This is a genomic window from Pseudomonas sp. WC1 (assembly GCF_050586565.1).
Taxonomy (GTDB): domain Bacteria; phylum Pseudomonadota; class Gammaproteobacteria; order Pseudomonadales; family Pseudomonadaceae; genus Aquipseudomonas.
This window is the reverse complement of record NZ_JBOBDQ010000009.1, coordinates 107,939-130,058: the sequence shown is the minus strand read 5'-3', so window position 1 is coordinate 130,058 and position 22,120 is coordinate 107,939. Positions and strand designations below refer to the sequence as shown.

20 protein-coding genes and 1 tRNA gene are annotated in these 22,120 nt (G+C 64.5%); 7 read left to right on the top strand and 14 right to left on the bottom strand.

Features of this window, described 5'->3' with window-relative positions:
• Positions 1 to 107 precede the first annotated feature (107 nt).
• The 4 genes from ACQ4OD_RS06650 (at position 108) to ACQ4OD_RS06635 (ending at position 4,993) form a co-directional block, all read left to right on the top strand.
• Complete coding sequence (locus ACQ4OD_RS06650; protein ID WP_430944039.1) at positions 108 to 1,034, top strand: 4-hydroxyproline epimerase; 927 nt, start codon at positions 108 to 110, stop codon at positions 1,032 to 1,034.
• A 41-nt stretch (positions 1,035 to 1,075) separates the two neighbouring features.
• Positions 1,076 to 2,023 carry a dihydrodipicolinate synthase family protein gene (locus tag ACQ4OD_RS06645; RefSeq protein ID WP_139673056.1) on the top strand — a complete coding sequence of 316 codons (948 nt, stop codon included), beginning with the start codon at positions 1,076 to 1,078 and terminating at the stop codon, positions 2,021 to 2,023.
• A gap of 144 nt (positions 2,024 to 2,167) precedes the next feature.
• Positions 2,168 to 3,745 (top strand): aldehyde dehydrogenase (NADP(+)), encoded by a 1,578-nt coding sequence (locus ACQ4OD_RS06640; RefSeq protein ID WP_430944038.1) that lies wholly within the window; start codon positions 2,168 to 2,170, stop codon positions 3,743 to 3,745.
• 3 nt (positions 3,746 to 3,748) lie between these two features.
• On the top strand, positions 3,749 to 4,993 hold the full coding sequence (locus ACQ4OD_RS06635; protein WP_430944037.1) for an NAD(P)/FAD-dependent oxidoreductase: 1,245 nt from the start codon (positions 3,749 to 3,751) through the stop codon (positions 4,991 to 4,993).
• Between the two features lie 162 nt (positions 4,994 to 5,155).
• Here the strand turns inward: ACQ4OD_RS06635 and ACQ4OD_RS06630 are convergent, their stop codons facing one another.
• Positions 5,156 to 6,247 (bottom strand): NADH:flavin oxidoreductase/NADH oxidase, encoded by a 1,092-nt coding sequence (locus ACQ4OD_RS06630; RefSeq protein WP_430944036.1) that lies wholly within the window; start codon positions 6,245 to 6,247, stop codon positions 5,156 to 5,158.
• A 52-nt stretch (positions 6,248 to 6,299) separates the two neighbouring features.
• Here ACQ4OD_RS06630 and ACQ4OD_RS06625 point away from each other — a divergent pair, with 52 nt between their 5' ends.
• Complete coding sequence (locus ACQ4OD_RS06625; protein ID WP_102681700.1) at positions 6,300 to 6,635, top strand: ArsR/SmtB family transcription factor; 336 nt, start codon at positions 6,300 to 6,302, stop codon at positions 6,633 to 6,635.
• A 121-nt stretch (positions 6,636 to 6,756) separates the two neighbouring features.
• Here the strand turns inward: ACQ4OD_RS06625 and mqo are convergent, their stop codons facing one another.
• From mqo to ACQ4OD_RS06590, 7 genes are all read right to left on the bottom strand, one after another.
• Positions 6,757 to 8,394, bottom strand: coding sequence for a malate dehydrogenase (quinone) (gene mqo, locus ACQ4OD_RS06620; protein ID WP_102681699.1), 1,638 nt, complete (start codon positions 8,392 to 8,394; stop codon positions 6,757 to 6,759).
• 253 nt (positions 8,395 to 8,647) lie between these two features.
• On the bottom strand, positions 8,648 to 10,336 hold the full coding sequence (locus ACQ4OD_RS06615; RefSeq protein ID WP_430944035.1) for a hypothetical protein: 1,689 nt from the start codon (positions 10,334 to 10,336) through the stop codon (positions 8,648 to 8,650).
• A gap of 34 nt (positions 10,337 to 10,370) precedes the next feature.
• A complete protein-coding gene (locus ACQ4OD_RS06610; RefSeq protein ID WP_198754987.1) occupies positions 10,371 to 11,537 on the bottom strand; it encodes a hypothetical protein in 1,167 nt (388 codons plus the stop codon).
• Positions 11,534 to 12,277 (bottom strand): hypothetical protein, encoded by a 744-nt coding sequence (locus ACQ4OD_RS06605; protein ID WP_430944034.1) that lies wholly within the window; start codon positions 12,275 to 12,277, stop codon positions 11,534 to 11,536. Before ACQ4OD_RS06605 ends, ACQ4OD_RS06610 begins: the two co-directional genes overlap by 4 nt.
• Positions 12,274 to 14,694, bottom strand: coding sequence for a hypothetical protein (locus ACQ4OD_RS06600; RefSeq protein ID WP_430944033.1), 2,421 nt, complete (start codon positions 14,692 to 14,694; stop codon positions 12,274 to 12,276). The genes ACQ4OD_RS06605 and ACQ4OD_RS06600 overlap by 4 nt, the downstream gene beginning before the upstream one ends.
• Positions 14,695 to 14,706: 12 nt before the next feature.
• The gene (locus tag ACQ4OD_RS06595) at positions 14,707 to 16,524 is read right to left on the bottom strand and encodes a hypothetical protein (RefSeq protein ID WP_198754985.1); all 1,818 of its coding nucleotides are present in this window, start codon (positions 16,522 to 16,524) and stop codon (positions 14,707 to 14,709) included.
• A gap of 373 nt (positions 16,525 to 16,897) precedes the next feature.
• Positions 16,898 to 17,089 carry a DUF4223 family protein gene (locus ACQ4OD_RS06590; protein WP_023630554.1) on the bottom strand — a complete coding sequence of 64 codons (192 nt, stop codon included), beginning with the start codon at positions 17,087 to 17,089 and terminating at the stop codon, positions 16,898 to 16,900.
• Positions 17,090 to 17,524: 435 nt separating this feature from the next.
• Between ACQ4OD_RS06590 and ACQ4OD_RS06585 the strand changes: the two genes are divergently transcribed.
• Both ACQ4OD_RS06585 and ACQ4OD_RS06580 read left to right on the top strand, forming a co-directional pair.
• Positions 17,525 to 17,827 (top strand): type II toxin-antitoxin system RelE/ParE family toxin, encoded by a 303-nt coding sequence (locus ACQ4OD_RS06585; protein ID WP_198754984.1) that lies wholly within the window; start codon positions 17,525 to 17,527, stop codon positions 17,825 to 17,827.
• Positions 17,828 to 17,829: 2 nt separating this feature from the next.
• Entirely contained in the window at positions 17,830 to 18,192 is a 363-nt protein-coding gene (locus ACQ4OD_RS06580; protein WP_139673076.1) for an addiction module antidote protein, read from the top strand.
• 180 nt (positions 18,193 to 18,372) lie between these two features.
• On the opposite strand, the gene ACQ4OD_RS06575 is transcribed toward ACQ4OD_RS06580, so the two are convergent.
• From ACQ4OD_RS06575 to bamC, 6 genes are all read right to left on the bottom strand, one after another.
• On the bottom strand, positions 18,373 to 18,615 hold the full coding sequence (locus ACQ4OD_RS06575; protein ID WP_198754983.1) for a hypothetical protein: 243 nt from the start codon (positions 18,613 to 18,615) through the stop codon (positions 18,373 to 18,375).
• An 11-nt stretch (positions 18,616 to 18,626) separates the two neighbouring features.
• Positions 18,627 to 19,106 (bottom strand): hypothetical protein, encoded by a 480-nt coding sequence (locus ACQ4OD_RS06570; RefSeq protein WP_028692998.1) that lies wholly within the window; start codon positions 19,104 to 19,106, stop codon positions 18,627 to 18,629.
• Positions 19,107 to 19,321: 215 nt separating this feature from the next.
• Positions 19,322 to 19,411: transfer RNA gene (locus tag ACQ4OD_RS06565), tRNA-Ser, on the bottom strand.
• Between the two features lie 91 nt (positions 19,412 to 19,502).
• Positions 19,503 to 20,213 carry a phosphoribosylaminoimidazolesuccinocarboxamide synthase gene (gene purC, locus ACQ4OD_RS06560; RefSeq protein WP_016392503.1) on the bottom strand — a complete coding sequence of 237 codons (711 nt, stop codon included), beginning with the start codon at positions 20,211 to 20,213 and terminating at the stop codon, positions 19,503 to 19,505.
• Between the two features lie 29 nt (positions 20,214 to 20,242).
• Positions 20,243 to 21,001 (bottom strand): MBL fold metallo-hydrolase, encoded by a 759-nt coding sequence (locus tag ACQ4OD_RS06555; RefSeq protein ID WP_046856745.1) that lies wholly within the window; start codon positions 20,999 to 21,001, stop codon positions 20,243 to 20,245.
• Positions 21,002 to 22,117: an outer membrane protein assembly factor BamC gene (bamC, locus tag ACQ4OD_RS06550; RefSeq protein ID WP_028692996.1), complete on the bottom strand. Its 1,116-nt coding sequence runs from the start codon at positions 22,115 to 22,117 to the stop codon at positions 21,002 to 21,004. It lies immediately after the preceding gene.
• Positions 22,118 to 22,120: the final 3 nt, after the last annotated feature.

Below are 22,120 nucleotides of genomic sequence, written 5' to 3'. Positions count from 1 at the left end.
TCCACCCTTTTTTCCCCCCCCCCCCCCCCCCCCCCCCACCCCCCCTCCCCCCCTCCCGCCCCCCCCCCCCCCCCACGACTCCCCCACACGTTGGAACGAAATGACCTATGAAAGAGATCCACGTAATCGACTCCCACACAGGCGGCGAACCGACCCGCCTGGTGATGAAGGGCTTCCCCCCATTGCACGGCCATAGCATGGCCGAGCAGCGCGACGAGCTGCGCGAGCTGCACGACCACTGGCGCCGCGCCTGCCTGCTGGAGCCGCGCGGCAACGATGTGCTGGTGGGCGCGCTCCATTGCCCGCCGGTCTCGGCCGACGCGACCTGCGGGGTGATCTTCTTCAACAACGCCGGCTACCTGAACATGTGCGGCCACGGCACCATCGGCCTGGTGGCTTCGCTGCACCACCTCGGCCTGATCGAACCTGGCGTGCACAAGATCGACACACCGGTCGGCCAGGTCAGTGCCACTTTGCATGACGACGGTTCCGTCACCGTCGGCAACGTGCCGTCCTACCGCTATCGCCGTCAGGTAGCGGTGCAAGTGCCTGGGCATGGCCAGGTGCGTGGCGACATCGCCTGGGGCGGCAACTGGTTCTTCCTGGTCTGCGACCACGGCCAGCATATCGAGCTGGACAACCGCGAAGCCCTCACCGACTACACCTGGGCCCTGCTCAAGGCACTCGAAGCCCAAGGCATCACCGGCGAGGACGGCACCCCGATCGACCATGTCGAGCTGTTCGCCGACGACACCAACGCCGACAGCCGCAACTTCGTCATGTGCCCCGGCAAGGCCTACGACCGCTCGCCCTGCGGCACCGGCACCAGCGCCAAGCTGGCGTGCCTGGCCGCTGACGGCAAGCTCGCCGAAGGCCAGACCTGGGTCCAGGCCAGCATCACCGGCAGCCAGTTCCAGGGCCGCTACGAACGCGACGGCGAACGCATTCGCCCGTTCATCACCGGCCGCGCCCACATGACCGCCGACAGCACCCTGCTGATCGACGAACAGGATCCCTTCGCCTGGGGCATCTGACCCCGTTCATTTCCCACTGAATACCGCCAGGAGTGACAACAATGACCGACAACATCTTCACCGGCACCATGCCCGCCCTGATGACCCCCTGCACCGTCGAGCGCAAGCCGGACTTCGACGCCCTGGTGCGCAAGGGCCGCGAACTGATCGACGCCGGCATGAGCGCGGTGGTGTACTGCGGTTCGATGGGCGACTGGCCGCTGCTGACCGAGGCCGAGCGCCAGGAAGGCGTGGCGCGCCTGGTGGCCGCCGGCATCCCGACCATAGTCGGCACCGGCGCGGTGAACACCCGCGAAGCCGTATCCCATGCCGCCCACGCCGCCAAGGTCGGCGCCGCCGGCCTGATGGTCATCCCCCGCGTACTGTCCCGCGGCGCCTCGCTGATCGCCCAGAAGCACCACTTCTCGGCAATCCTCGCCGCCGCGCCGAAGCTGCCGGCGGTGATCTACAACAGCCCCTACTACGGCTTCGCCACCCGCGCCGACCTGTTCTTCGAACTGCGCCGCGAGTACCCGAACCTGATCGGCTTCAAGGAGTTCGGTGGCGGCACCGACCTGCGCTATGCCGCCGAGCACATCACCTCCCAGGACGATGCCGTGACGCTGATGGTGGGGGTCGACACGCAAGTGGTGCATGGTTTCGTCAACTGCAACGCCACCGGCGCCATCACCGGCATCGGCAATGCGCTGCCCCGTGAAGTGCTGCAACTGGTCAGCCTGAGCAAGCGCGCCGCCAAGGGCGATGCCAAGGCCCGACGCCAGGCCCGGGAGCTGGAGTCGGCGCTGGCAGTGCTGTCATCTTTCGATGAAGGCTGCGACCTGGTGCTGTACTACAAGCACCTGATGGTGCTCAACGGCGACACCGAGTACCGCCTGCACTTCAACGAAACCGATGCCCTCAGCGACGCCCAGCGCAACTATGCCGAGCAGCAGTACGCGCTGTTCCGTAGCTGGTACGCCAGCTGGTCGGCCGAGCAGAACCAGGCCTGATTCCAGGAGCCGCCTCGCACCCCATCGCCAGCAAACCAGCGCCCACAAGCTGCAAGCCTTGTGCAGTACCTGTGGGAGCCGACTTGCCGGCGATGGGCCGCACAGCGGCCCGTTTTCCCCAAACTCAATCCCAAAGGACGCCCCATGACCCTGACAGGCAACCTGCTGATCGGCCAGCGTGCCGTGCGCGGCAACCGCGAAGCAATCCGCGCCATCGACCCGAGCAGCAACCAGGCCCTGGAACCCGCTTATGCCGGCGCCAGCGGCGAACAGCTGGCTCAGGCCTGCGCCCTGGCCTGGGCGGCATTCGATACCTACCGCGAAACGCCCCTCGAACAACGCGCCCGTTTTCTCGAAACCATCGCCGAACAGATCCAAGCACTGGGCGATGCGCTGATCGACCGCGCCCACACCGAGACCGGCCTGCCCAAGGCCCGCCTGCTGGGTGAGCGTGGCCGCACCTGCGCCCAGCTGCGCACCTTCGCCCGGGTGGTACGCGCCGGTGAGTGGCTGGATGTGCGCGTGGACAATGCCCTGCCCGAGCGCCAGCCGCTGGCCCGCCCGGACCTGCGCCAACGCCAGGTGGCCCTTGGCCCGGTGGCGGTGTTCGGCGCCAGCAACTTCCCACTGGCGTTCTCGGTGGCCGGCGGCGACACCGCCTCGGCACTGGCCGCAGGCTGCCCGGTGGTGATCAAGGCCCACGGCGCCCACCCCGGCACCAGCGAGCTGGTTGGCCAGGCCATGGCCCGGGCGGTCGCGCAGTGCGAACTGCCCGAAGGCGTGTTTTCCCTGTTATACGGCGCGGGCCGTGAAGTGGGCATCGGCCTGGTCACTGATCCACGCATCAAGGCGGTCGGTTTCACCGGTTCACGCAGCGGAGGCCTCGCCCTTTGCCAGGCGGCCCTGGCGCGCCCGGAGCCGATCCCCGTCTATGCCGAAATGAGCGCTATCAACCCTGTATTCCTGTTCGACGCCGCCTTGCGCTCGCGCAGTGAAGCCCTGGCGCAAGGCTTTGTCACTTCGCTGACCCAAGGTGCCGGCCAGTTCTGCACCAATCCCGGGCTGGTGATCGCCCGACAGGGCCCGGCCCTCCAGCACTTCCTGGTTGCCGCCAGCACCCATGTTCGCCAAGCGGCAGCGCAGACCATGCTCACTCCGGGTATCGCCAGTGCTTACGTCGGCGGCGTGGCAGCACTGAGCGAAAACCAAAACGCCCGGTGCGCGGCGAGCGGCCTGCCGGCGCAGGGGCCGAACCAGTGCCAGGCTCAATTGTTCGTCACCACCGCGCAGGCGTTTCTTGCCGACCCTACGCTGCAAGCCGAAGTGTTCGGCGCCGCCTCGCTGGTGGTGGCATGCGACAACGATGAGCAAATCCGCCAGGTGGCCGAGCATCTGGAAGGCCAACTGACCGCCACCCTGCACCTGGACGAGGCCGATCTGCACAGCGCCCGCCACCTGCTGCCGACCCTCGAACGCAAGGCGGGGCGGATCCTGGTCAATGGCTGGCCGACCGGGGTCGAGGTCAGCGATGCCATGGTCCATGGCGGCCCGTTCCCGGCCACCTCGGACGCCCGCAGTACCTCGGTGGGCACTGCGGCGATCCTGCGCTTCCTGCGCCCGGTGTGCTACCAGGACTTCCCCGACGCCCTGCTGCCCGGTGCATTGCAGCAGGCCAATCCGCTGCACCTGCGGCGGCTGCTCGATGGCCAGCGGGAAGCCTGAACCATGACCGCCACTGACACGGACATCGCCGTGGTCGGCGCCGGCATCGTCGGCGTCGCCTGCGCCCTGCAGCTGGCACGCCAGGGCCGCCGGGTGCTGCTGATCGATCGCCAGGCACCGGGCCACGGCGCTTCGTATGGCAACGCCGGGCACCTGGCCACCGAGCAGGTGTTTCCCATCGCCGACCTGTCGATTCTCAAGCGCCTGCCAGCCATGCTGCTGGACCCGATGGGCCCGCTGCGCCTGGACTGGAAGTATCTGCCCCGCGCCCTGCCCTGGTTCACCCGGCTGCTGCTGAACCTGCGCCCGGCGCCGTTCCAGCGCAGCGTGGCGGGCATTCGGACGTTGAATGAAAACAGCCTTGGCGCCTGGCAACGGCTGCTCGCCTCCATCGACCGCAGCCCCTTGCTCAAGGAAGACGGGTCGCTGCTGGTGTTCGAACGCCATGAATCGCGCCAGGCCCTCGCGGCGTTGCGCGCCCGCATGCAGGCACAGGGCGTACCCGTGGACCTGTGGTCGGCACAGGCGGTGAGCGAGGCGGCGCCGCAGTTGAGCCCATCGATCCTGGGTGGCCTGTTCTTCCCGCGTACCGGTCACTTCCTCGACCCCTATCAAGTGGTCTGCGAACTGTTCAGCGCCGCCAGGGCCAGTGGCGTACGCTTTCTGCGCGCCGAGGTCAGTGGCGGCCGGGTGCATGGCCAGGGCGTCAGCCTTGCCAGCAACCACGGCCCCCTTGAGGCCAGCCAGGTGTTGATCAGCGCCGGCGCCCACTCGTCCAAGCTCACCGCTATCCTGACCGGCCGGCGGGTGCCCCTGGATACCGAGCGCGGCTACCACCTGATGCTGCCGGCGGAGCAGCAGCGCCTGCCGTTTGCCGTCACCTCGCTGGAGCGCAAGTTCATCATGACGCCCATGGCCGACGGCCTGCGCCTGGCCGGCACGGTGGAGTTCGCCGGGCTCGAGGCGCCGCCGAGCATGCAGCGGGCGTGGCAACTGCACAGGTTGAGCAAGGGTTTGTTCCGGCGCGAGCTGGATGCCGAGGGGGCGACACCGTGGATGGGGTTCCGGCCTTCGCTGCCGGATTCGCTGCCGGTGATCGACCGGGTGGCCGATGGCAAGGTGTTGCTGGCGTTCGGGCACCAGCATTTGGGGTTGACCCAGGCGGCGGTGACGGCGGAATGGATGGGGCAGTTGGTAAATGGCGAAGACTGCCCGCAAATCGGGGCCTATCGATTGAGCCGATTTTGAAAGGGGGGCCGCGTCGCGGCCCATTCGCCGCAGTTCGTCGCCACGACAAGCCGGCTCCCACAGGGTGCTGGGCTCAGTCAGACGGTGTTCTCGCTGGATAGCGCCGATCACTGTGGGAGCCGGCTTGCCGGCGAAAGGGCTGCAAAGCAGCCCCTGCCTCACTCAGCGATAACGCTCGAGCCAGTGCGCATAAGGCGCTGGCAAGGTCCACGAAGCCTTTTCCACGCCCAGGGCCTTGGCAGCGGCATACGGCCAGTGCGGGTCAGCCAGGTGCGCACGCCCCACCGACACCAGGTCCAGCTGGTTGGCCTGCAACGCGCCTTCGGCCAGCTCCGGGGTGCCGAAGCCCCAGGCCGAGGTCACCGGCAGCTTGGCCTCGCGACGCACACGTTCGGCGATCGGGCCCATGAACGCCGGCCCCCATGGGATGTTGGTCTCGGGAATGGTGAAGCCAACGCTGACGCTCAGCAGGTCCAGGCCACCGGCCTTGAACCGGCGCGCCAGTTCGATGGATTCCTGCAGGGTCTGCTCGTCACGGCCGTCATACTCCAGCACGCCAAAGCGGGCGGTCAGCGGCAGGTTCTCCGGCCACACCTCACGCACGGCGGCCAGGGTTTCCAAAAGGAAGCGCGTGCGGTTGTCGAAGCTGCCGCCGTAGGCATCGGTGCGCTGGTTGGAATGCTCGGAGAAGAAGCTCTGGCCCAGATAGCCGTGGGCAAAGTGCAGTTCGATCCATTCGAAGCCGGCATCGCGGGCGCGGCGTGCGGCATCGACGAAGTCCTGCTTGACCCGGGCGATATCGTCCAGGGTCATGGCCTTCGGCACTTTCGGCAGGTGGGCGCCGAAGGCGATGGCGGACGGGGCGATGGTGTCCCAGCCACGGGCATCGTCGGCGGCGATGTGGTCGTCACCTTCCCAGGGGCGGTTGGCGCTGGCCTTGCGCCCGGCGTGGGCGATCTGGATGCCCGGCACGGAACCGGCGGCCTTGATCGCCTTGACCACCGGCACGAACGCCTGGGCCTGGGTGTCGTTCCAGATCCCGGCGCAGCCGGGGGTGATGCGCCCTTCCGGGGACACCGCGGTGGCCTCGACCACCACCAGGCCGGCGCCACCACGGGCCAGGCCCGCGTAATGCACCTGGTGCCAGTCATTGATCAGGCCATCCTCGGCCATGTACTGGCACATCGGCGGAATGGCGATGCGGTTGCGCAGGGTGACGTCTTTGAGGGTATAGGGTTCGAACAATGCGGCCATGAGCTAACTCCAGGGATGGGGTTGGATACGATTGTTCGATCATATTCGAACTATGGCAATTTGTGAAACCCCCGTTATCATGTTGGCCATGCGAGCCTATACCCACCCCAACCCCGAAGACCTGACGCTGGAGCGCCTGCTCTACGCCTTGAGCGACCCTGTGCGCATGGAAATCGTGCGCCGCCTGGCGGGCGTCGCCGAAGCCAGCTGCGGCGAGCTGGACGGCGGCCGGCCCAAGTCGAGCATGTCCCATCACTTCCGTGTACTGCGTGACTCGGGGCTGGTGTACACCCGCAATGTCGGTACCACGCACATGAACTCGTTGCGCAGCGATGAGCTCGAAAGCCGTTTTCCAGGGTTGCTGGGCAGCATTCTCGAGCAGCGTTGAACCCCGGCCTGCCAGCGGCGGGAGCCGTTCCTATCGATAGTCCAGGCACAAAAAAACCACGAGGCCGCCAAGGGCGATCCTCGTGGTTGGTGTTGCCGGGCAAGCCCGGCAAGCATGGGCCTTACAGCGCCATGTCGTTCGCAGGCTTGCTCTCGACCGGTGCGCCTGGGGCGGCGGTGGTCTTGACGCTCTGATCGAGCACCGGCGGCTTCTCCAGCTGCAGCACTTCGGCGGTGTAGTCCCACTCTTTCTGGGTGGCAGCGGCCGAGTCGTTCAGCTTGGTACCGTAGCTCGGCACGATTTCCTTGATCTTGGCCTGCCACTCAGGGGTGGCGACCTTCTCCTTGAACACGGTTTCGAGCACGTTGAGCATGATCGGCGCGGCTGTCGAGGCACCTGGCGAGGCGCCCAGCAGGCCGGCGATGGTGCGGTCCTGGGAAGCCACGACCTCGGTGCCCAGCTTCAGCACGCCGCCCTTCTCTTCGTCACGCTTGATGATCTGCACACGCTGGCCGGCCTGCCACAGCTTCCAGTCTTCCTTCTTGGCGTTCGGGAAGTAGGTCTGCAGGGCTGCGAAACGGTCGTCGTCAGACTGCATCAGCTGGCCGGCGAGGTATTCCACCAACGGGTACTGGTCGATACCCACGCGAGCCATCGGCCAGACGTTGTGGGTGGTGGCGCTGCTCAGCAGGTCCAGGTACGAGCCGTTCTTCAGGAACTTGGTCGAGAAGGTGGCGAATGGCCCGAACAGGATCACGCGCTTGCCGTCCAGCACGCGGGTGTCCAGGTGCGGTACCGACATGGGTGGCGCGCCGGTCGAGGCGATGCCGTAGGCCTTGGCCATGTGCTGCATGGCAACGGTCGGGTTCTCGGTCACCAGGAACGAGCCACCTACCGGGAAGCCTGCGTATTCCTTGGCTTCCGGGATGCCCGACTTCTGCAGCAGCTTCAGCGCGCCGCCACCGGCGCCGATGAACAGGAACTTGGCGTCGGTGGCCGATTCGGTACCGTCCTTCAGGTTCTTGTACTCGACGTGCCAGGAGCCGTCTTCATTGCGGGTGATGTCCTGCACTTCGGTGGACAGCTTGAGATCGAAGTTCTCTTTGGTCTGCAGGCTGCCAACGAACTGGCGGGTGATCTCGCCGAAGTTGACGTCGGTGCCGATCGGGGTCCAGGTGACCGCCAGCTTCTGGTTCGGGTCACGGCCTTCCATCATCAGCGGGACCCACTTGGCGATCTGCGCGTGGTCCTCGGAGTACTGCATCGGGCGGAACAGCGGGCTGGCCTGCAGGGCGTCGTAGCGCTTCTTCAGGAACTTGATGTTGTCATCGCCCCAGACGAAGCTCATGTGCGGGGTGGTGTTGATGAACGAGTGCGGGTTCTTCAGCACGCCCTGGCGTACCTGCCAGGCCCAGAACTGGCGGGAGATCTGGAACGACTCGTTGATCTCGATGGCCTTGGTGATGTTGACGTTGCCGTCTTTGTCTTCCGGGGTGTAGTTCAGCTCGGCCAGCGCGGAGTGGCCGGTACCGGCGTTGTTCCAGCCGTTGGAGCTTTCTTCGGCGACGCCGTCCAGGCGCTCGACCATCTCCATCGACCAGCTTGGCTCCAGCTCGTTGAGCCAGACAGCCAGGGTGGAGCTCATGATGCCGCCGCCAACCAGCAGCACGTCGACTTTCTTGGTGTCGGCAGCGTGCGCTTGCATGAAGCTCGCCGCGACAGCCAGACCCAGCAAGGTCTTGCCAGCTTTCTTGAACATTGATCGATTCCAGTCAGTAGAACGGAGGGTGGGCCTGTGGCTGGCCCAGGTATTCCATGTTCTTCAGCGCAGGCTTGTTGTGATCATTGTTCAGCAGCCAGAGAGACATTGGACGTGCCAGCCTTTGGTCGGATTGACCGACAAGGCTGAAACGATTGACGGATTGTAACCGAATTGCCAGCACAAACAAACGCGGCCCACCCTGTCAATGCGGCACTTCGCATCAGGGTGGGCCGCGCTTCCCGGAGCTACCTCAGACTTCCGGGAACACACCGTCCTCGAACGGTTCCTCGGTGCCGCCCTCGGTTTCCTCGGCGGTATCGTTGACCTCCTCCGACAGCTCGGTTGCTTCCGCCTGTACCTCCACAGCCTCCTTGACCTGCTCCGCGAGTTCTTCATTCACCGCATTGCCCATATCCTCGACGATCTGCGGCAACTGCTCGTTGACCGTGGTGACGTTGGTGTTGGCCCCCGAGATATCGCCGGCCTCGAGCTGCCCCTTGGCCTCGAGCAGATTGTCGTTAGCCTCTTCCAGCTGATCAGTCACCTCGATCCGGGCCAGGTCGCTCACCTGTTCGGCGGCACTGTCGATCGCCCCGCCAGTATTGTCGCTGGCCACCGACTTGTACGCCGAACTGCCGCTGGCGCGCACCTCGGACACCGAGGAGGAGAAATCCGCCTCGCTCGGTACCTCGGCCTGCACGTCGCCCGAGGCATTGTCGAGCTGCGCCTGGTTGTCGGCACGGGCCTGGTCGCCGACCTGCTGCCCGTCGTTCTGCGCGTCCTGTACCTGCTCGGAGGTGGGGTCCTTGCCGTCGTTCTCGTTGGCCTTGTCCTCGGCCAGCTCGTCGTTCTTGGCGGTCAGTTTCTGCTTGAGGAAGTCCAGGGCCATCCACAGCCCCATGGCCTCCATGAAGTATTTGAACACGGTGCCGAAGGTCAGGCTCGACCAGAACTTGTCCCAGCCCGACTCCGGCGCCAGCGGGATGGCGATCACCGACTTGCCCAGCATGGTGCCGGCCAGCAGGGTCAGGGCTGTGGTGTCCGAATCCTTGCCGGTGAAAGTGCCCTTGTAGCCGAAGGTGCAGTTCAGGGTGATGGCGCCACCGCTGCTGTCGATCAGCTGGCCATTGGAGAACTGCAGCGTCTTGCTGCTGCCCTGGGACGTGAGGGTGATGGTATAGGCGCTCTGGCGGTCGCTGGGGTCGGCCGGCGACGGCGCGTTGGCCTTGCGGGTGAAGGTGATGGTGCCCTCGGAAGTCGCGCCCTTGGCATTCTGCCCGGTGGCCGCCGAGTACACGTAGAAGGTCGCGCCCGGCTTGCCCTGATCGTTCATTCCCCACAGATAGGCGAAGCCGCGCATCCAGGTGCTGACCGCGACATAGCTGGGGAAGTCCAGGCCAGCGAACGTCGGGTACTGGTTGAAGAACGCCGCCATCTTGGCATTGCCATCGGCAACCGAACCGCTGCTGAAGGCATCCTTCATGGCCGACTGGAAGTTGGCCGACATCTGCGACGAAGGCGAGGTCATGATGTTCTGGCAGAACGTCAGAGCGGTCTGCATGTTCTTCGCCGCCGCTGCGGTGATATTGATGTCGGGGTAGGTCTCGGTATTGAAGTCGAGCTGCTCGCCCACGGTCATCACCGGAAACAGCGAGTCGGTCCTGGACACCAGCAGGTTGTAGAGATGCGATACGGCGGTCTGGTGCTGGCTGTTGACATAGGTGTCATGCAGCGTGGCCGTGGTGCTGGCACCGTTTTTCAGCACGTTGCCGCTGGCCATCGACAGGAACTTGAGGTCCTGCAGGTAGCCCTGTTCGCTGGTGCCGCTGGCGGCATGGGCGTCGAGCACCACGACATCGACACCGGACTGATTGCTCAGCTTGACGGTCTCGTTGATTTGCGTGGCGGTGCTCAGTTTGGCGGTATTGGCAGTGTTCACGTTGCTCTCCTTGCTGGTTGCGGTGAATGACACATCAATACGCAATGCACGCCGTGGTGCTGCGCACCCCGGCCTGGTAATGGGTGGACAGGATGCTGCCGCCGACCGGCAGGCCACGGCTGTCGAACTGCGCCCCGGCATAGTCCACGTCGGTCACACGGATCACCCGCTGGCCGTCGCGGGCATACAGGGTCACCAGCGTCCGGCGAGGCGTTCCGCTGCTGCCCGGCTGGGTGAACCAGTCTTCGCGCCGCTGCAACAGGCTGCCGTCCTGGCGCCGTTGCACACTGCTGCGATCGGCGGCGCGGTTGGGCGCCCAGGGGGCGAAGGAGCAGAGCAACGGCGCAGGCCCGACCACCTTCATGACGCCTTCCAGGTCCAGCCGCTGCCGGCCCACCAGTTGCCCCTGGCGATAGCGCAGGGCCGTGGCGCTACGGGGTTTGCCGCAGGCGGCAAAGGTGCGTACCACCAGTTCGCCGCCATGGACCTGGCGGCGGGCGTCGAACAGCACGCCGCCGTAGTCGGAGTTGATGTGCTCCAGCACGGCATTGCCGCCTTCTATATAGCGCGTACCGATCACCTGGTAAGGCACGCCGGTGGCCCCCAGGTAGGACCTGGCGCTGTAGGTCCGCGTGCCGCGGCCATCGGTATGGTTTACCGCGAGCATGCCTCCTGTCAGCCGGGTTCCGGCCATCTGCGCCTGCCCATAGGACACGCAGGTACGTCCCAGCAGACGGCCATCGGCATCGAACTGGCGGGTGCTGTAGCTGGCATAGCACTCCTCGTCGTAGGCCATCTGCGCCTGATGGACGAGATGCCCCTGGGCATCGTTCGCCGACAGCGTGGCCATGCCGTGGGACGGCGTGCCGGCGGCAGTGAGGTGCAAGGCGTCGTACTGGCCGAACACCGAGCGCCGCACCTGGCCCTGGTCATCGAGCAGGCGAGTGATCGAGGAGCGCGCCCGCCCCTGGGCATCGATCAGCAGGTGGCTGTCGGCATGCGGCGCGCCCCCGGCGTCCACCGAGCGGTAGCGCACCTCCAGGCCACCATCGGTCTGGGCGTGGTACTCGGCCCTCCCCCGGGTGGCGACGTTTACCCCGTCCGGGCCGTAGTGCACCAGCGACACCGCCCTGGGCGGCCGGATGGCGTAGCCGGGGTCGACCAGGCCATCGAGCAGGCTCTGCAAGGCTTGATTGTTCATGTCGGTACTCCTTCACTGACACTGTCAGGCGCGAGGATCCCGGCCAGGTGGTCGAGCAAGGCGACCCCTTCGGCGCGGGTGGTGGCTTTCTTGTAGGAGAAGCGCATGTCCAGGCTGACCCGGGTACGCTCGCTGTCGTTGCGCATCGAGCCATGCCCCAGGTAGCCGCCATCGAAGATCAACACCTGGCCGTAGCGCAGTCTGACCGGGCTGTAGTCGGCACTGCCATAGTCGCTTTCCAGCCACAGGGCGGCGCCAGCCTCGACATCGGTGAACGGCATCCAGAAGTTGACCTGGTCGATGCGCTCGGTAACGCAGATATCGTGGTGGAACGAACTCACGCTGGGCGTGCCGGCCAGGTGCACGCGCAGCTTCGGGTGGCTGGTATAGGAAATGCCACGCCCCACCAACGGCGCCAGCACCTGGAGCATGAAGGCGTGGTAGAGGGTCCAGAAATCGGCCGTGGCAGGCTGACGCTCCATCATGTCGCTGAGCAGCAGGTTGTCCCTTGGGCGCAGCCGCGCAGGGCGGCCACGTTCGAGGTAGTGCTGGCGCAGATACAGGTGCAGCCGGTCCAGGCGCTGCACCTTGTACACGTCCCGCGTCAGTGCCGCAGCGAAGGGAAAGCGCCGGGTGTCGTATTCGAGAACCAGACGGTTGCGCCGGGGCCGTGCACCGGCCTCGGCCATCAGCCAGGCACGATCCACCCCGGCCAGCAACGGCTGCACGCGCATGTTCATCCGGCATCCTCCATTTCATCCTGGCGCAACCGCGCCAGCGCCTCGCGCAACAGGCGCAGGTTGCCGCGCGCACGGTCATAGCCATGCCAGAGGAAGATCCCGCCCTTGTCGCTGGCCGCCACCATCACCGCCACCAGGTGCTGCCAGGCCCACTCGGGCAAGCCCAACCGTGGCCGCTCGAGCAGTTGGCCTATCCACAGCGGCTCGATCAGGGCCATGCCGCGCAGTTGCACCTTGCTGCCCGCGGCGCTGCGGCCCTGGCCATGCAACAGCGGCTTGAGCGTGATCGGATCGAGGGTCACGTCCAACTGGCCGGACTCCACGGCCGGCGGGCCACCCTGCCACTGGATGCGTCCCTCGCGAAATTCGGCGGTTACCGGCTTGCCAGCGATCTCCAGCCCGTAGGGCCCCAGGCGCAACGCCAGCAACTCGGCCAGGCGACCATGCACCAGGCGCAGGCGGTAAGCCCCCTGGGCCCACTGCGCCAGGTCCTCGAAACGACGTGTCGACAGTGCCAGGCGTCGCTCACCGATGCGTGTGTCACGTCCGTTGAACAGTACTTCGCCGGGCAACGCCAGGCCCTCGCGCAACACATCAACCCCTTGGCTAGCCGAGGCCGAGGGCACGATGCGCAGCGCCTCCCCTGCGACCCGATAATCCCCTACCGCCAGGCATGCCGGACGCGCCAGCGATTGCCCGCGCAAAGCCACCTTGTAGCCGCTCCCGGCCTGTTCCCCAGCGGGCCACACCAGCCCGATCCAGCTGCGCCCGCCCTGCACCGAGAGATCGGATTGCAGATAACCGGAACTGCCATTGCCGGCCTCGGCGCTCCAAGTCAGCACGCCCGACTGATAGCGCACGCCCACCAGCGGTTGGCCATCGAGGTCGACACGCAGGCCGGCGTTCTTCATGCGGCTGAACAACGAGAGGCTCATGCGTCGACTGCTGTCGAGGTAGAAGCCGCTCCAGGGCGCCAGGCTCGACTGCAGCAGCGCATTGAGCTCGGCATTCATGCCCGGCCAGTCGATGCTCAGGCCAGCCTTGCGCGACCAAGCCGCGGCTACAGCACGCAGTTCGCCCGGCGCGGCGGCGCTGAGCGCCCGGTGCAAGGCGCTGCTGGCCGAGGTATAGGTCAGCAGGTGCTCGACCCCCTCACGATTGCCGGGATGACGCTGGGCATCGGCACCCTTGGCTGCCAGTTGCACCGCGCCCGGGTCGCGTTGCCCCAGCAGATGCCGTTCGCGGGCATCCAGCCCGCCCCAGGCCTGCACCGCGGCCTGGGGGTCGTCGCGGTACTGCCGGCGCAACTCGGCATCGTCGGACAAGGCAAGAATGAAACGCCCGGCACCGGTGTCGGCCTGCCACTGGTAACTGGCCGGCACATCGAAGCGGGCGAAATCGCTGAAGGCACGACGTTCACGCTTGTCGTAGCGGTCGATCACCCGCAATGGATCACTGGCGGCGCGCACCGGTTGGCCGGGGCGGATCAGCCCCAGCCGCTCGAGCATCTGCGGATCCGACTGCCCTGCGGTGCGCGGCGGCAGGTAGAAGGTGGAGATCCCGGTCACCCACGATTGCGCCAGCGGATCGCGCAGGCTGGCCAGGGTTTGCCGGTCGATCAGCGGATCGATCCCCGGGTAGCGCGAACCGACATAGTTGATCACCGGGTGCTCCGGGCCGTAGAGCGCCTCCAGGTAGTCGAGCAACACGGCGAAGTTGCTGTTCAGGTACCCCTGGCGTCGGTAGCCCAGCTCGCCGATCAGGCCGACCTGCCAGAGCACCAGGTGCAGCCCCGGGTCCGGCTGGCGGCGACGGATCAGCATGTCGGTGGCTTCGTACATCTGCATGCCGGGTTGACTGGGGTCCACGCCCAGGTCGGCACACAGGGTGTCGAGGGCGCTGACTGCGGCACGCATGCTGGCGTGGTGCCCTTCACGGCGGGCGATGGTCACGGCGCGATGGGTCGACAGCACGAATACGCCGGGGTGGCCATAGAAGATCGCCACTACATGCTCGCCGTTGCGCACGTGATGCAGCATGGCCTCGGTCATCTGCATGTAGGTCAGGTAACGCGGTTTGCTGTCGTCGTAGAGCACGTACAGGTCAAAAGCGTCCGGACGCTGCGAGAGGATCCAGATCTTGGTGGCCGGGTCGGCAACGCAATAGAACACATGGTCGGCGGCGAGGATCCGCGCCTCGTCGCTGCGGCTGAAGTCCGAGGCCTCGATGCCCGAGCCAAGGATCTCAAGGGTGCCGGGGCGCTGCGGCGCGACCAGCAGGGCCGGATCGTCGCTGATGTCCGCGGCCCTGGCCGCGATGGCCTGGGCCAGCCGCCGCCAGCGGCGGCGGTGGTCTTCGGCGCTCGGGTATTGGGTGGCTTGCACCTGTTCGTGGTTGTTGCGGGTCGTCATGCTCATGCGGTTCGCTCCTCAGGCGCCTTGCGCGGCCAGGTACTTCATCGCAACACTCGCCCCCACCTTCACCGGCAGCGGCTTGCCCTGGTAGGTGGCGTTGCCGAGTATCACGAAGGCCTTGTAGGCCTGGTCACCGGTGTAGGGCGCCATGCTGGCCACCACCTGGTTCTCGTCGTCGCTGGACCAGCGCCAGTTGGCCGCGTCGTTGTCGGCCTTGGTGTTGCCGGTCTGCAGCAACGTGGAAATCGTCACGCCGACGGTCTTCGGATCGCCCTGCACTTCGGCCACATACTGGCTGAAGGTCTGCCAGCGAGCCGCCACTGGCTTGTCGTCCTGCAGCATGTAGTTGACCAGCACGCCCACCCCGGTGCTCTGACGCGGTTGCAGGTTCTCGATGTCCTTCTCGTCCTGGTTCTTCCAGGCCTGGAAGATCGCGCCCACGCTCTGGAAGGCGACGTAGATCACCGCCCCTTCGATCAGGGTCGGCAAGGCCTTGGTCATGATCCAGTTGCCGACGCCATTGACCACCTTCATCAGTGCGCCGGGCTCGACGTTCACATCGGTGTCGATATCCACGTCGACATCGATGTCGATGTCCGTCTCGGTGTCGGTCACCACATCGATGTCCACGTCGATGTCCACGTCTACATCGACATCCACCACCGCGATGAAATCGACGTCGATATCGATGTCGATATCCACGTCCACGTCCACATCGATGTCGATGTCGATATCCACGTCCACATCGACGTCTATATCCACGTCGATGTCCACATCGACGTTGACCGGATCGGCTGCGTCGCCCACGCCACTCCCGGCGCCGGCGGTGTCACCGGTGCTGTTGAGGCTGTCCTGGATGCGGCTGATCAGCTTGCCGGTATTCTGCGCCAGCCACTGCATGCCGTTGGCCACGGTGCCCAGCAGGTTGATCGCGGCGTCGAGGGTCATCGCCAGCTGCACGGTGAACAACGCGCCATAGGCCATGTCGTAGGCGACTGCGTACCAGGGCAACTGCGGGTTTTGGTAGGACTGGGCGATGAACTGCTGGCCGTCACAGGTACCGACAAAGGCCCAGGTAATCACTTCGGGCTTGCCTTCCCAGGTCAGGTCGCGGATGAACCCGGTGGTGTTGAAGCCGTGCTTGTCGTCGGCACCCGGGCTGGTCAGTTGGCCGTACTGGAACTGCAGCGCACTGCCGCCGCCCGTGCTGGGGCTGTAGTTGGCCTTGCCGTCGGCGATGGTCAACGTGCCCACCTGGGTGGTGGGCAGGATGAAGCCCATGGAGTTGCCGCTGGGGGGCTCGTAGCAGTAGTAGGTGCCCGGATAGGCGTACAGCTGGTTGTTGGCCCAGTAACCCAGGGCCGAGAACAGCGCGAAACTCACCCCAGGGTAGCCATTGGCGGCGAAGAAAGAGGCGGCCTTGTCGTTGAGGGCGTTGGCCGGGGTATCGCTGACCAGTTCGCAGAATTCCAGGGCGGTGGGAGTGAAGGGCTGGCTGATGAACGACTGGTAGAACGCCCAACCGGAGTTGGCCGTGGTCACATCCTGGTTGCCGACCCGCACCTGTTCCGAGTCCGGCAACAGGGCGTTGGCCACCTGCACCAGCAAGGGAAACTGGTCGCTCTGGCGCACGATCACCAGCCGCGCCAGGCTCTCGGTGAGGGGCAAGGTGGTGCTCTGGTTGGCGCCCAGCGAGCCTTGCAGGGTGTACACGGCGGTATAGTCCGCCGGATTGGTGGAAGGCGGATCGGTCGCGGGGTTCTTGTTGAGGGTGGTGTAGATGTCCAGCGCCAGGTTGGTGTTGTTGGTGATCTGGACGGGGTAGGTGGCCATCTCGATGCATCTCCCTTGCCTTCGAACAGCGCCAGGGCGCCGGGTTGAGACTCGACGGGCCAAGGAGGAAGAAAGGAGCGCGAGCGCGCAGGCGTGCAGACGGCACACGCAGCGAAATGCGGGCCGTATGCCGTCCATGGTCGGGGATCCAGACTCGTCCTGAGGCTGTCAGTCAGGGTGTCATGCACTATAGCGAGCGACCGGGAATGGCAATGGAACAGTTGGCGATATGCCAGCAGCGTTCAATTGCCAATGCGTGCCCAGGGCGGAACTGCCAGAAAAGGCGGCCCAGACAAACAAAAACCCCCGGCCACATCCATGGTCGGGGGTCTTGGATCAGGCTGTGAACAACCCGATCAGGGTATTTCCAGGATTACTGCTGCTGAGGCAGTTTATCGATCGGGCCGCAGCCGCCGATGATCTTGGAGATGGAAACCGATGGGTGGAACAGGTAGTCGTACGAGCAGTTCTTAGGCTGGTTGTAGACCTGGCCGGTGCAGCCGGACAGCAGGGCAACGCCCGAAACGACAGCAACAGCGACAGTAGCTTTGATCAGCTTTTTCATAAAAATCCTTTAGTCCATGATCCACCATCAAACGGATGGCGCGCGGATCATACGGGAAATGGCGGTGAGAATGAAAGGCACTAGTACAGGTGCCCTCGTTGACGAGGGTCAACTAACAAGTTGTTGGCACGGCAACTAAGCGAGTTGAACTACTTGCTAAAACGTTACAGGTTGGCGTGGTTTGCACAGATCGCCCTTACCGGAAATAGCTTGATTCCCTGGGACTGATGCGTATCCCGACTGAAAAGCATGGACTTCCCTCTGCCCGTAGTCCTTTTCCGAGTCGAATGTCCCCTTCCTTCAAAGCGTTGCAACCGAGCGAATCGCTCTCTAGCCTCAGGCCGTCACTGCGCTTAATCAAGCGTCGTCCGGCTTGGCGCCTGATCCGAAAATCCCCCACATGGACAAGGAGTAGCCAGTAGGCTACTTTCATGCATGAGCAACCTGATCGACACAACGCCAGAATTCGAATCCTGGCTCGATAGCATCAAGGACCCCATCGGCAAAGGTGCTATTGCGGTACGGATTCTCCGCGCAGAAGGTGGCAACTTCGGCGACACCGAGCCCGTCGGCAACGGTGTCAGCGAAATGCGCGTGTTCATCGGGCCTGGTTACCGCATCTACTATGTGCGCACAGGCATGGTGCGCTATTTGATGCTCTACGGTAGTGACAAAACTGATCAAGGCAGAGGCATCAAGCGAGCGAAGGAAATTCTCGATGCCCTGCGAGGTAAATGAAGATGAATAGAAAAGCCGAGTCTGGCGATATGCCAATCCTTGACCTGGAACTGAGCAACACAACCCGCTTCGAGGCCTCCCGCTTCCTCGACAACCCCGAAACCATTGCCGCCTTCCTTGCAGAAGCCTTGCACAGCAACGATGCCCAGACGCTGATGCAGGCCATCGGTGAAGTCGCCAAGGCCATCGGTGTAAATCAGTTTGCCCAGGATGCAGGTGTTAACCGCGAGTCGCTCTATAAAACGCTCAAGGGAGGGGACAAGACACGCTTCGCTACCGTCCAGAAGCTGATGCTTGCACTAGGGGTGGAGTTGACGGTCAGGCCGCTCGAGACCGCCAACGCCTGCAACAAGGGAATCCAATAAACAGGCAAGGGCATGAACTGAAAACGGAGTTGCCTGAAAAGAGTCGAACCGGCATGGCCAAAGCACTGTCGCAAGATGTCCCCCACGCAGTAACCAACAGCCCCGCTGTTTGATGCAAAAAGCCCCGTAGCGCGAACTACGGGGCTTTCAGCAAAGAAATCGGTAAAGACCTTTATCGCATCAACCAACCTGCTCGAATCGCCGACGCCTCATGAACAGACCCACGCCCAACCCCGTGGCAAGGACCGACAGCAATCCCAGGTCCAACCCGAACAAACGGGCTTGGCTAACAATGATGCAACCGGCGAAACCAACCACCACCAGCGCCACCCCCAGCCACTTGCGCAGCGGGTAGGGCCTGAGGAACCGATCCAGCAGACCATAAAGCACCAGGGCGATGACCGCATAGGTAATTTCGGACACAGGCGCCTCCCTCAGGTCTTGATGATCAGGGTCGAAGTGGAGTGCTGCGGACCGATGCCGCCATTGACCTGCGCCTCGATGCTGACCAACACATCGCCAGCATGGTAGGTGGGCAGGACGTCATTGGCATAGGCACGCACCCCAGCGCCCACCGGCACGCCAACATACGGCGATGCTACAGAACTGGCGGCGGCGGCAAACGCCGAGGCGGCAAGGTTGGCGACCTTGGTGCGCTGGGCATTGAGGGTATCGCCCTGCTGTCGGGTCAGCGGCTTGGAGATGCCGATCTTCATCACGCATGGCAACCCCTTGGCCAGCATCCTGTCGTACGTCTCGACGACCTTGCTGTTGACCTCGTAGTGGGCGCTTTTAGCTTCGCCGAAATGCAGCTCGCGCAAACGCCCGCGCTCGCTGTCGGTCAGGGTGATCTGCGAGACGTTGAAGACGATCCCGTGATTGCCCATGTATTGGAAAGTCCCTTCGAACTTCATTGCACGCATCCTTACGAAAACAAAGGTCGCGATTCTCTACGACAGGTGGTGCGGCCGCAAATCGTGGCAGGTTGCCATCAGCGATTTTCCTGCTGCCTCCAGCCCTTTGCGCGCTCAATGCCCAGACGCCAATACCGGCTATTGACGAAGTCGTTGCAAAAAAGAGGAACAATGAAAAAAGCCCCGAGACGTTAATCTCGGGGCTTTCTCATGTATGGCGGAGAGATAGGGATTTGAACCCTAGGTACTGTTGCCAGTACAACGGATTTCGAATCCGTCCCGTTCGACCACTCCGGCATCTCTCCAATGGCGCGCATCATACCAGCGATTTCGTTTCTGGCAAACCTTTTTTGAAAAAAATTCGCGTGGTATCAGGCGCTTGCGTGAACGCGCCGCTTACAGCGGCACGCCCAGGCGCTTGGCAACTTCTTCGTAGGCTTCGATCACGTCGCCCAGGCCCTGGCGGAAGCGGTCCTTGTCCATCTTCTTGCGGGTCTCTTTGTCCCACAGGCGGCAGCCGTCCGGGCTGAACTCGTCACCCAGGACGATCTGGCCGTGGAACACGCCGAACTCCAGCTTGAAGTCGACCAGCAGCAGGCCTGCGTCGTCGAACAGCTTGCTCAGCACTTCGTTGACCTTCAACGACAGCTTCTTCATCTCCACCAATTGTTCGGCGGTGCCCCAGCCGAAAGCGACAACATGGGATTCGTTGATGAAGGGGTCGCCCTTCTCGTCGTTCTTCAGGAACAGCTCGAAGGTGGACGGCTCCAGCTTGATGCCCTCCTCCACACCCAGGCGCTTGACCAGGCTACCGGCGGCGTAGTTACGCACCACACATTCGACCGGGATCATGTCGAGCTTCTTCACCAGGCACTCGTTGTCGCCCAGCAGCTTGTCGAACTGCGTCGGCACGCCGGCTTCTTCGAGTTTCTGCATGATGAAGGCGTTGAACTTGTTGTTCACCATGCCCTTGCGGTCGAGTTGTTCGATGCGCTTGCCGTCGAACGCCGAGGTGTCGTTACGGAACAGCAGGATCAAGCGGTCGGCGTCGTCGGTCTGGTAAACCGATTTGGCCTTGCCGCGGTAGAGTTCGTCGCGTTTTTCCATGATGGGCTCCGCTTGCTTGAGTAGGTGGGCTAGGCGATTTGGCGCCAGTCGAGCCCTTGATCCTGATTCGCCACCTGGAGCCAGTCCGGATCGCACCCGAGGGCGTCGACGAAGCACTGGCGGGCCAGATGTGGCAGGTTGTTCTTGCTGCTGAGGTGGGCCAGCACCAGGTGCTGCAGGTTTTGCCAGCCCAACTCGGCCACCAGGCTCGCGGCCTGGTGGTTGTTCAAATGTCCCTGGCTGCCGCCGACCCGCAGCTTGAGAAAGCGCGGGTAATGCCCACGGGCCAGCAGGTCGCGGCAATGGTTGGCTTCGATCAGCAGGGCATCGAGCCCCTGATAACGCTCCAACAACTGCGCGTCGTAGCTGCCCAGGTCGGTGAGCATGCCGAAGCGGCGGCGACCGTCGCTGATCACGTACTGCAACGGCTCGTAGGCATCATGCTCGACCCGTGCCGCGCTGACCTGCAGATCGCCGATCTGCACGACATCGCCGCAACCGAGAAAACCGGCCACCTCCACCGGCTTGCGCATGCCGCGCAAGGTGCCCTGGCTGAGGTAGACCGGTACATTGTAGCGCCGTGACAGCAACCCCACGCCATGCACGTGGTCGGCATGTTCATGGGTCACCAGCACCGCGCTCAACTGCGTGGCCGAAACCCCGAGCAGCGCCAGGCGCCGCTCGGTCTCGCGCAGGGAAAAGCCGCAATCGACCAGGATGACCGTGTCACCACTGGCGATGAGCGTGCCGTTTCCCTGGCTGCCGCTTCCCAGAACCGCGAAGCGCACTTAGCCCAGGTGGTCCTGGATCGCGCTCAGCACGCGGCGGGCGACATCGGCCGGGGCCACGGTGTTGATGTTCTTCTCGACGGTCACCTGGACGTTTTCACCCACCTTGCTCAGGCGTACCTGATAACGCTCGGCGCGGGCCTCACGCTCTTCCTTGCTCGGCTCGCTGCCGAACAGGCGGCTGAAGAAGCCAGGCTCCTTCTGCTTGTCGTCGGGCTTCTCGGACAGGTTGATGTAGTACAGGCCCAGGCTGCGGTTGATGTCCTCGACACGCCACTCGCCTTGCTCCAGGGCGCGGCCGACGCCAGACCAGGCGCGGTCCAGGTCGGACCCCAGGAACAGCACCGGGTTGCCGCTGCCGTCCTCGCTCAGGCTGACCTGGCTCGGGGCATCGAAGTCGCGCGCGGCCAGCAGCGAGACCGACCCGCCCTTCTCGGCGCTGCGGTTCATGCTGGCGAGCATTTCGTCGACCAGCAGAGCGTCGGTGCCGGTGTTGCTGGAGGCAGACGGGAAGTCAGGCTCGGCAGTGCTGCCGGCCGGGCGCTCGACGCTGACCACATACACCTCGGAGGTGTTGCGCTGCACGCCGGGCTCCATGCGTACCCGCACGCGGACTTCGCTGTCCGGGCTGCTGGAGGTACTGGCCAGGCGCTGGCCGAGGGAGGCCGACAGCTCGTCGAAGCGTTGCCAGGTGGTGTTGAATTCGCCGGTCTGCGGGCGCTCTTCAGCGATGCGGAAACCGTTGTCCTCGAAGAACTGGCGGGTCACCGGCCAGACTTCGGCGGGCGAGCGCTGGGCCAGCACCCAACGGCTGTTGCCGCTGCGCTGCAGGCTGAAATCGCTGATGTCGGCGGTGGCCGACAGCGGCTGTGGACGGGGTACCTCGAACTCGCCAGTGGCGCGATCGTCGGCCACGTTGCGCGGGATCGGCAGCAGCGGATCCAGGCGCTTGACGTTGCTGGCGTCCGGCGGCAGCTGCATCGGCGCGGTAGGCTGCGCCTGCAGGTAGTCGCTGCCTCGGTCGCGGAAATAGCCATCCTCGCCCCACAGCCAACCGCACCCACTGGTGCTGGAAATGATCAGGGCGAGAGCGGAAAGACCAGCCAGTCGCTTCATGCG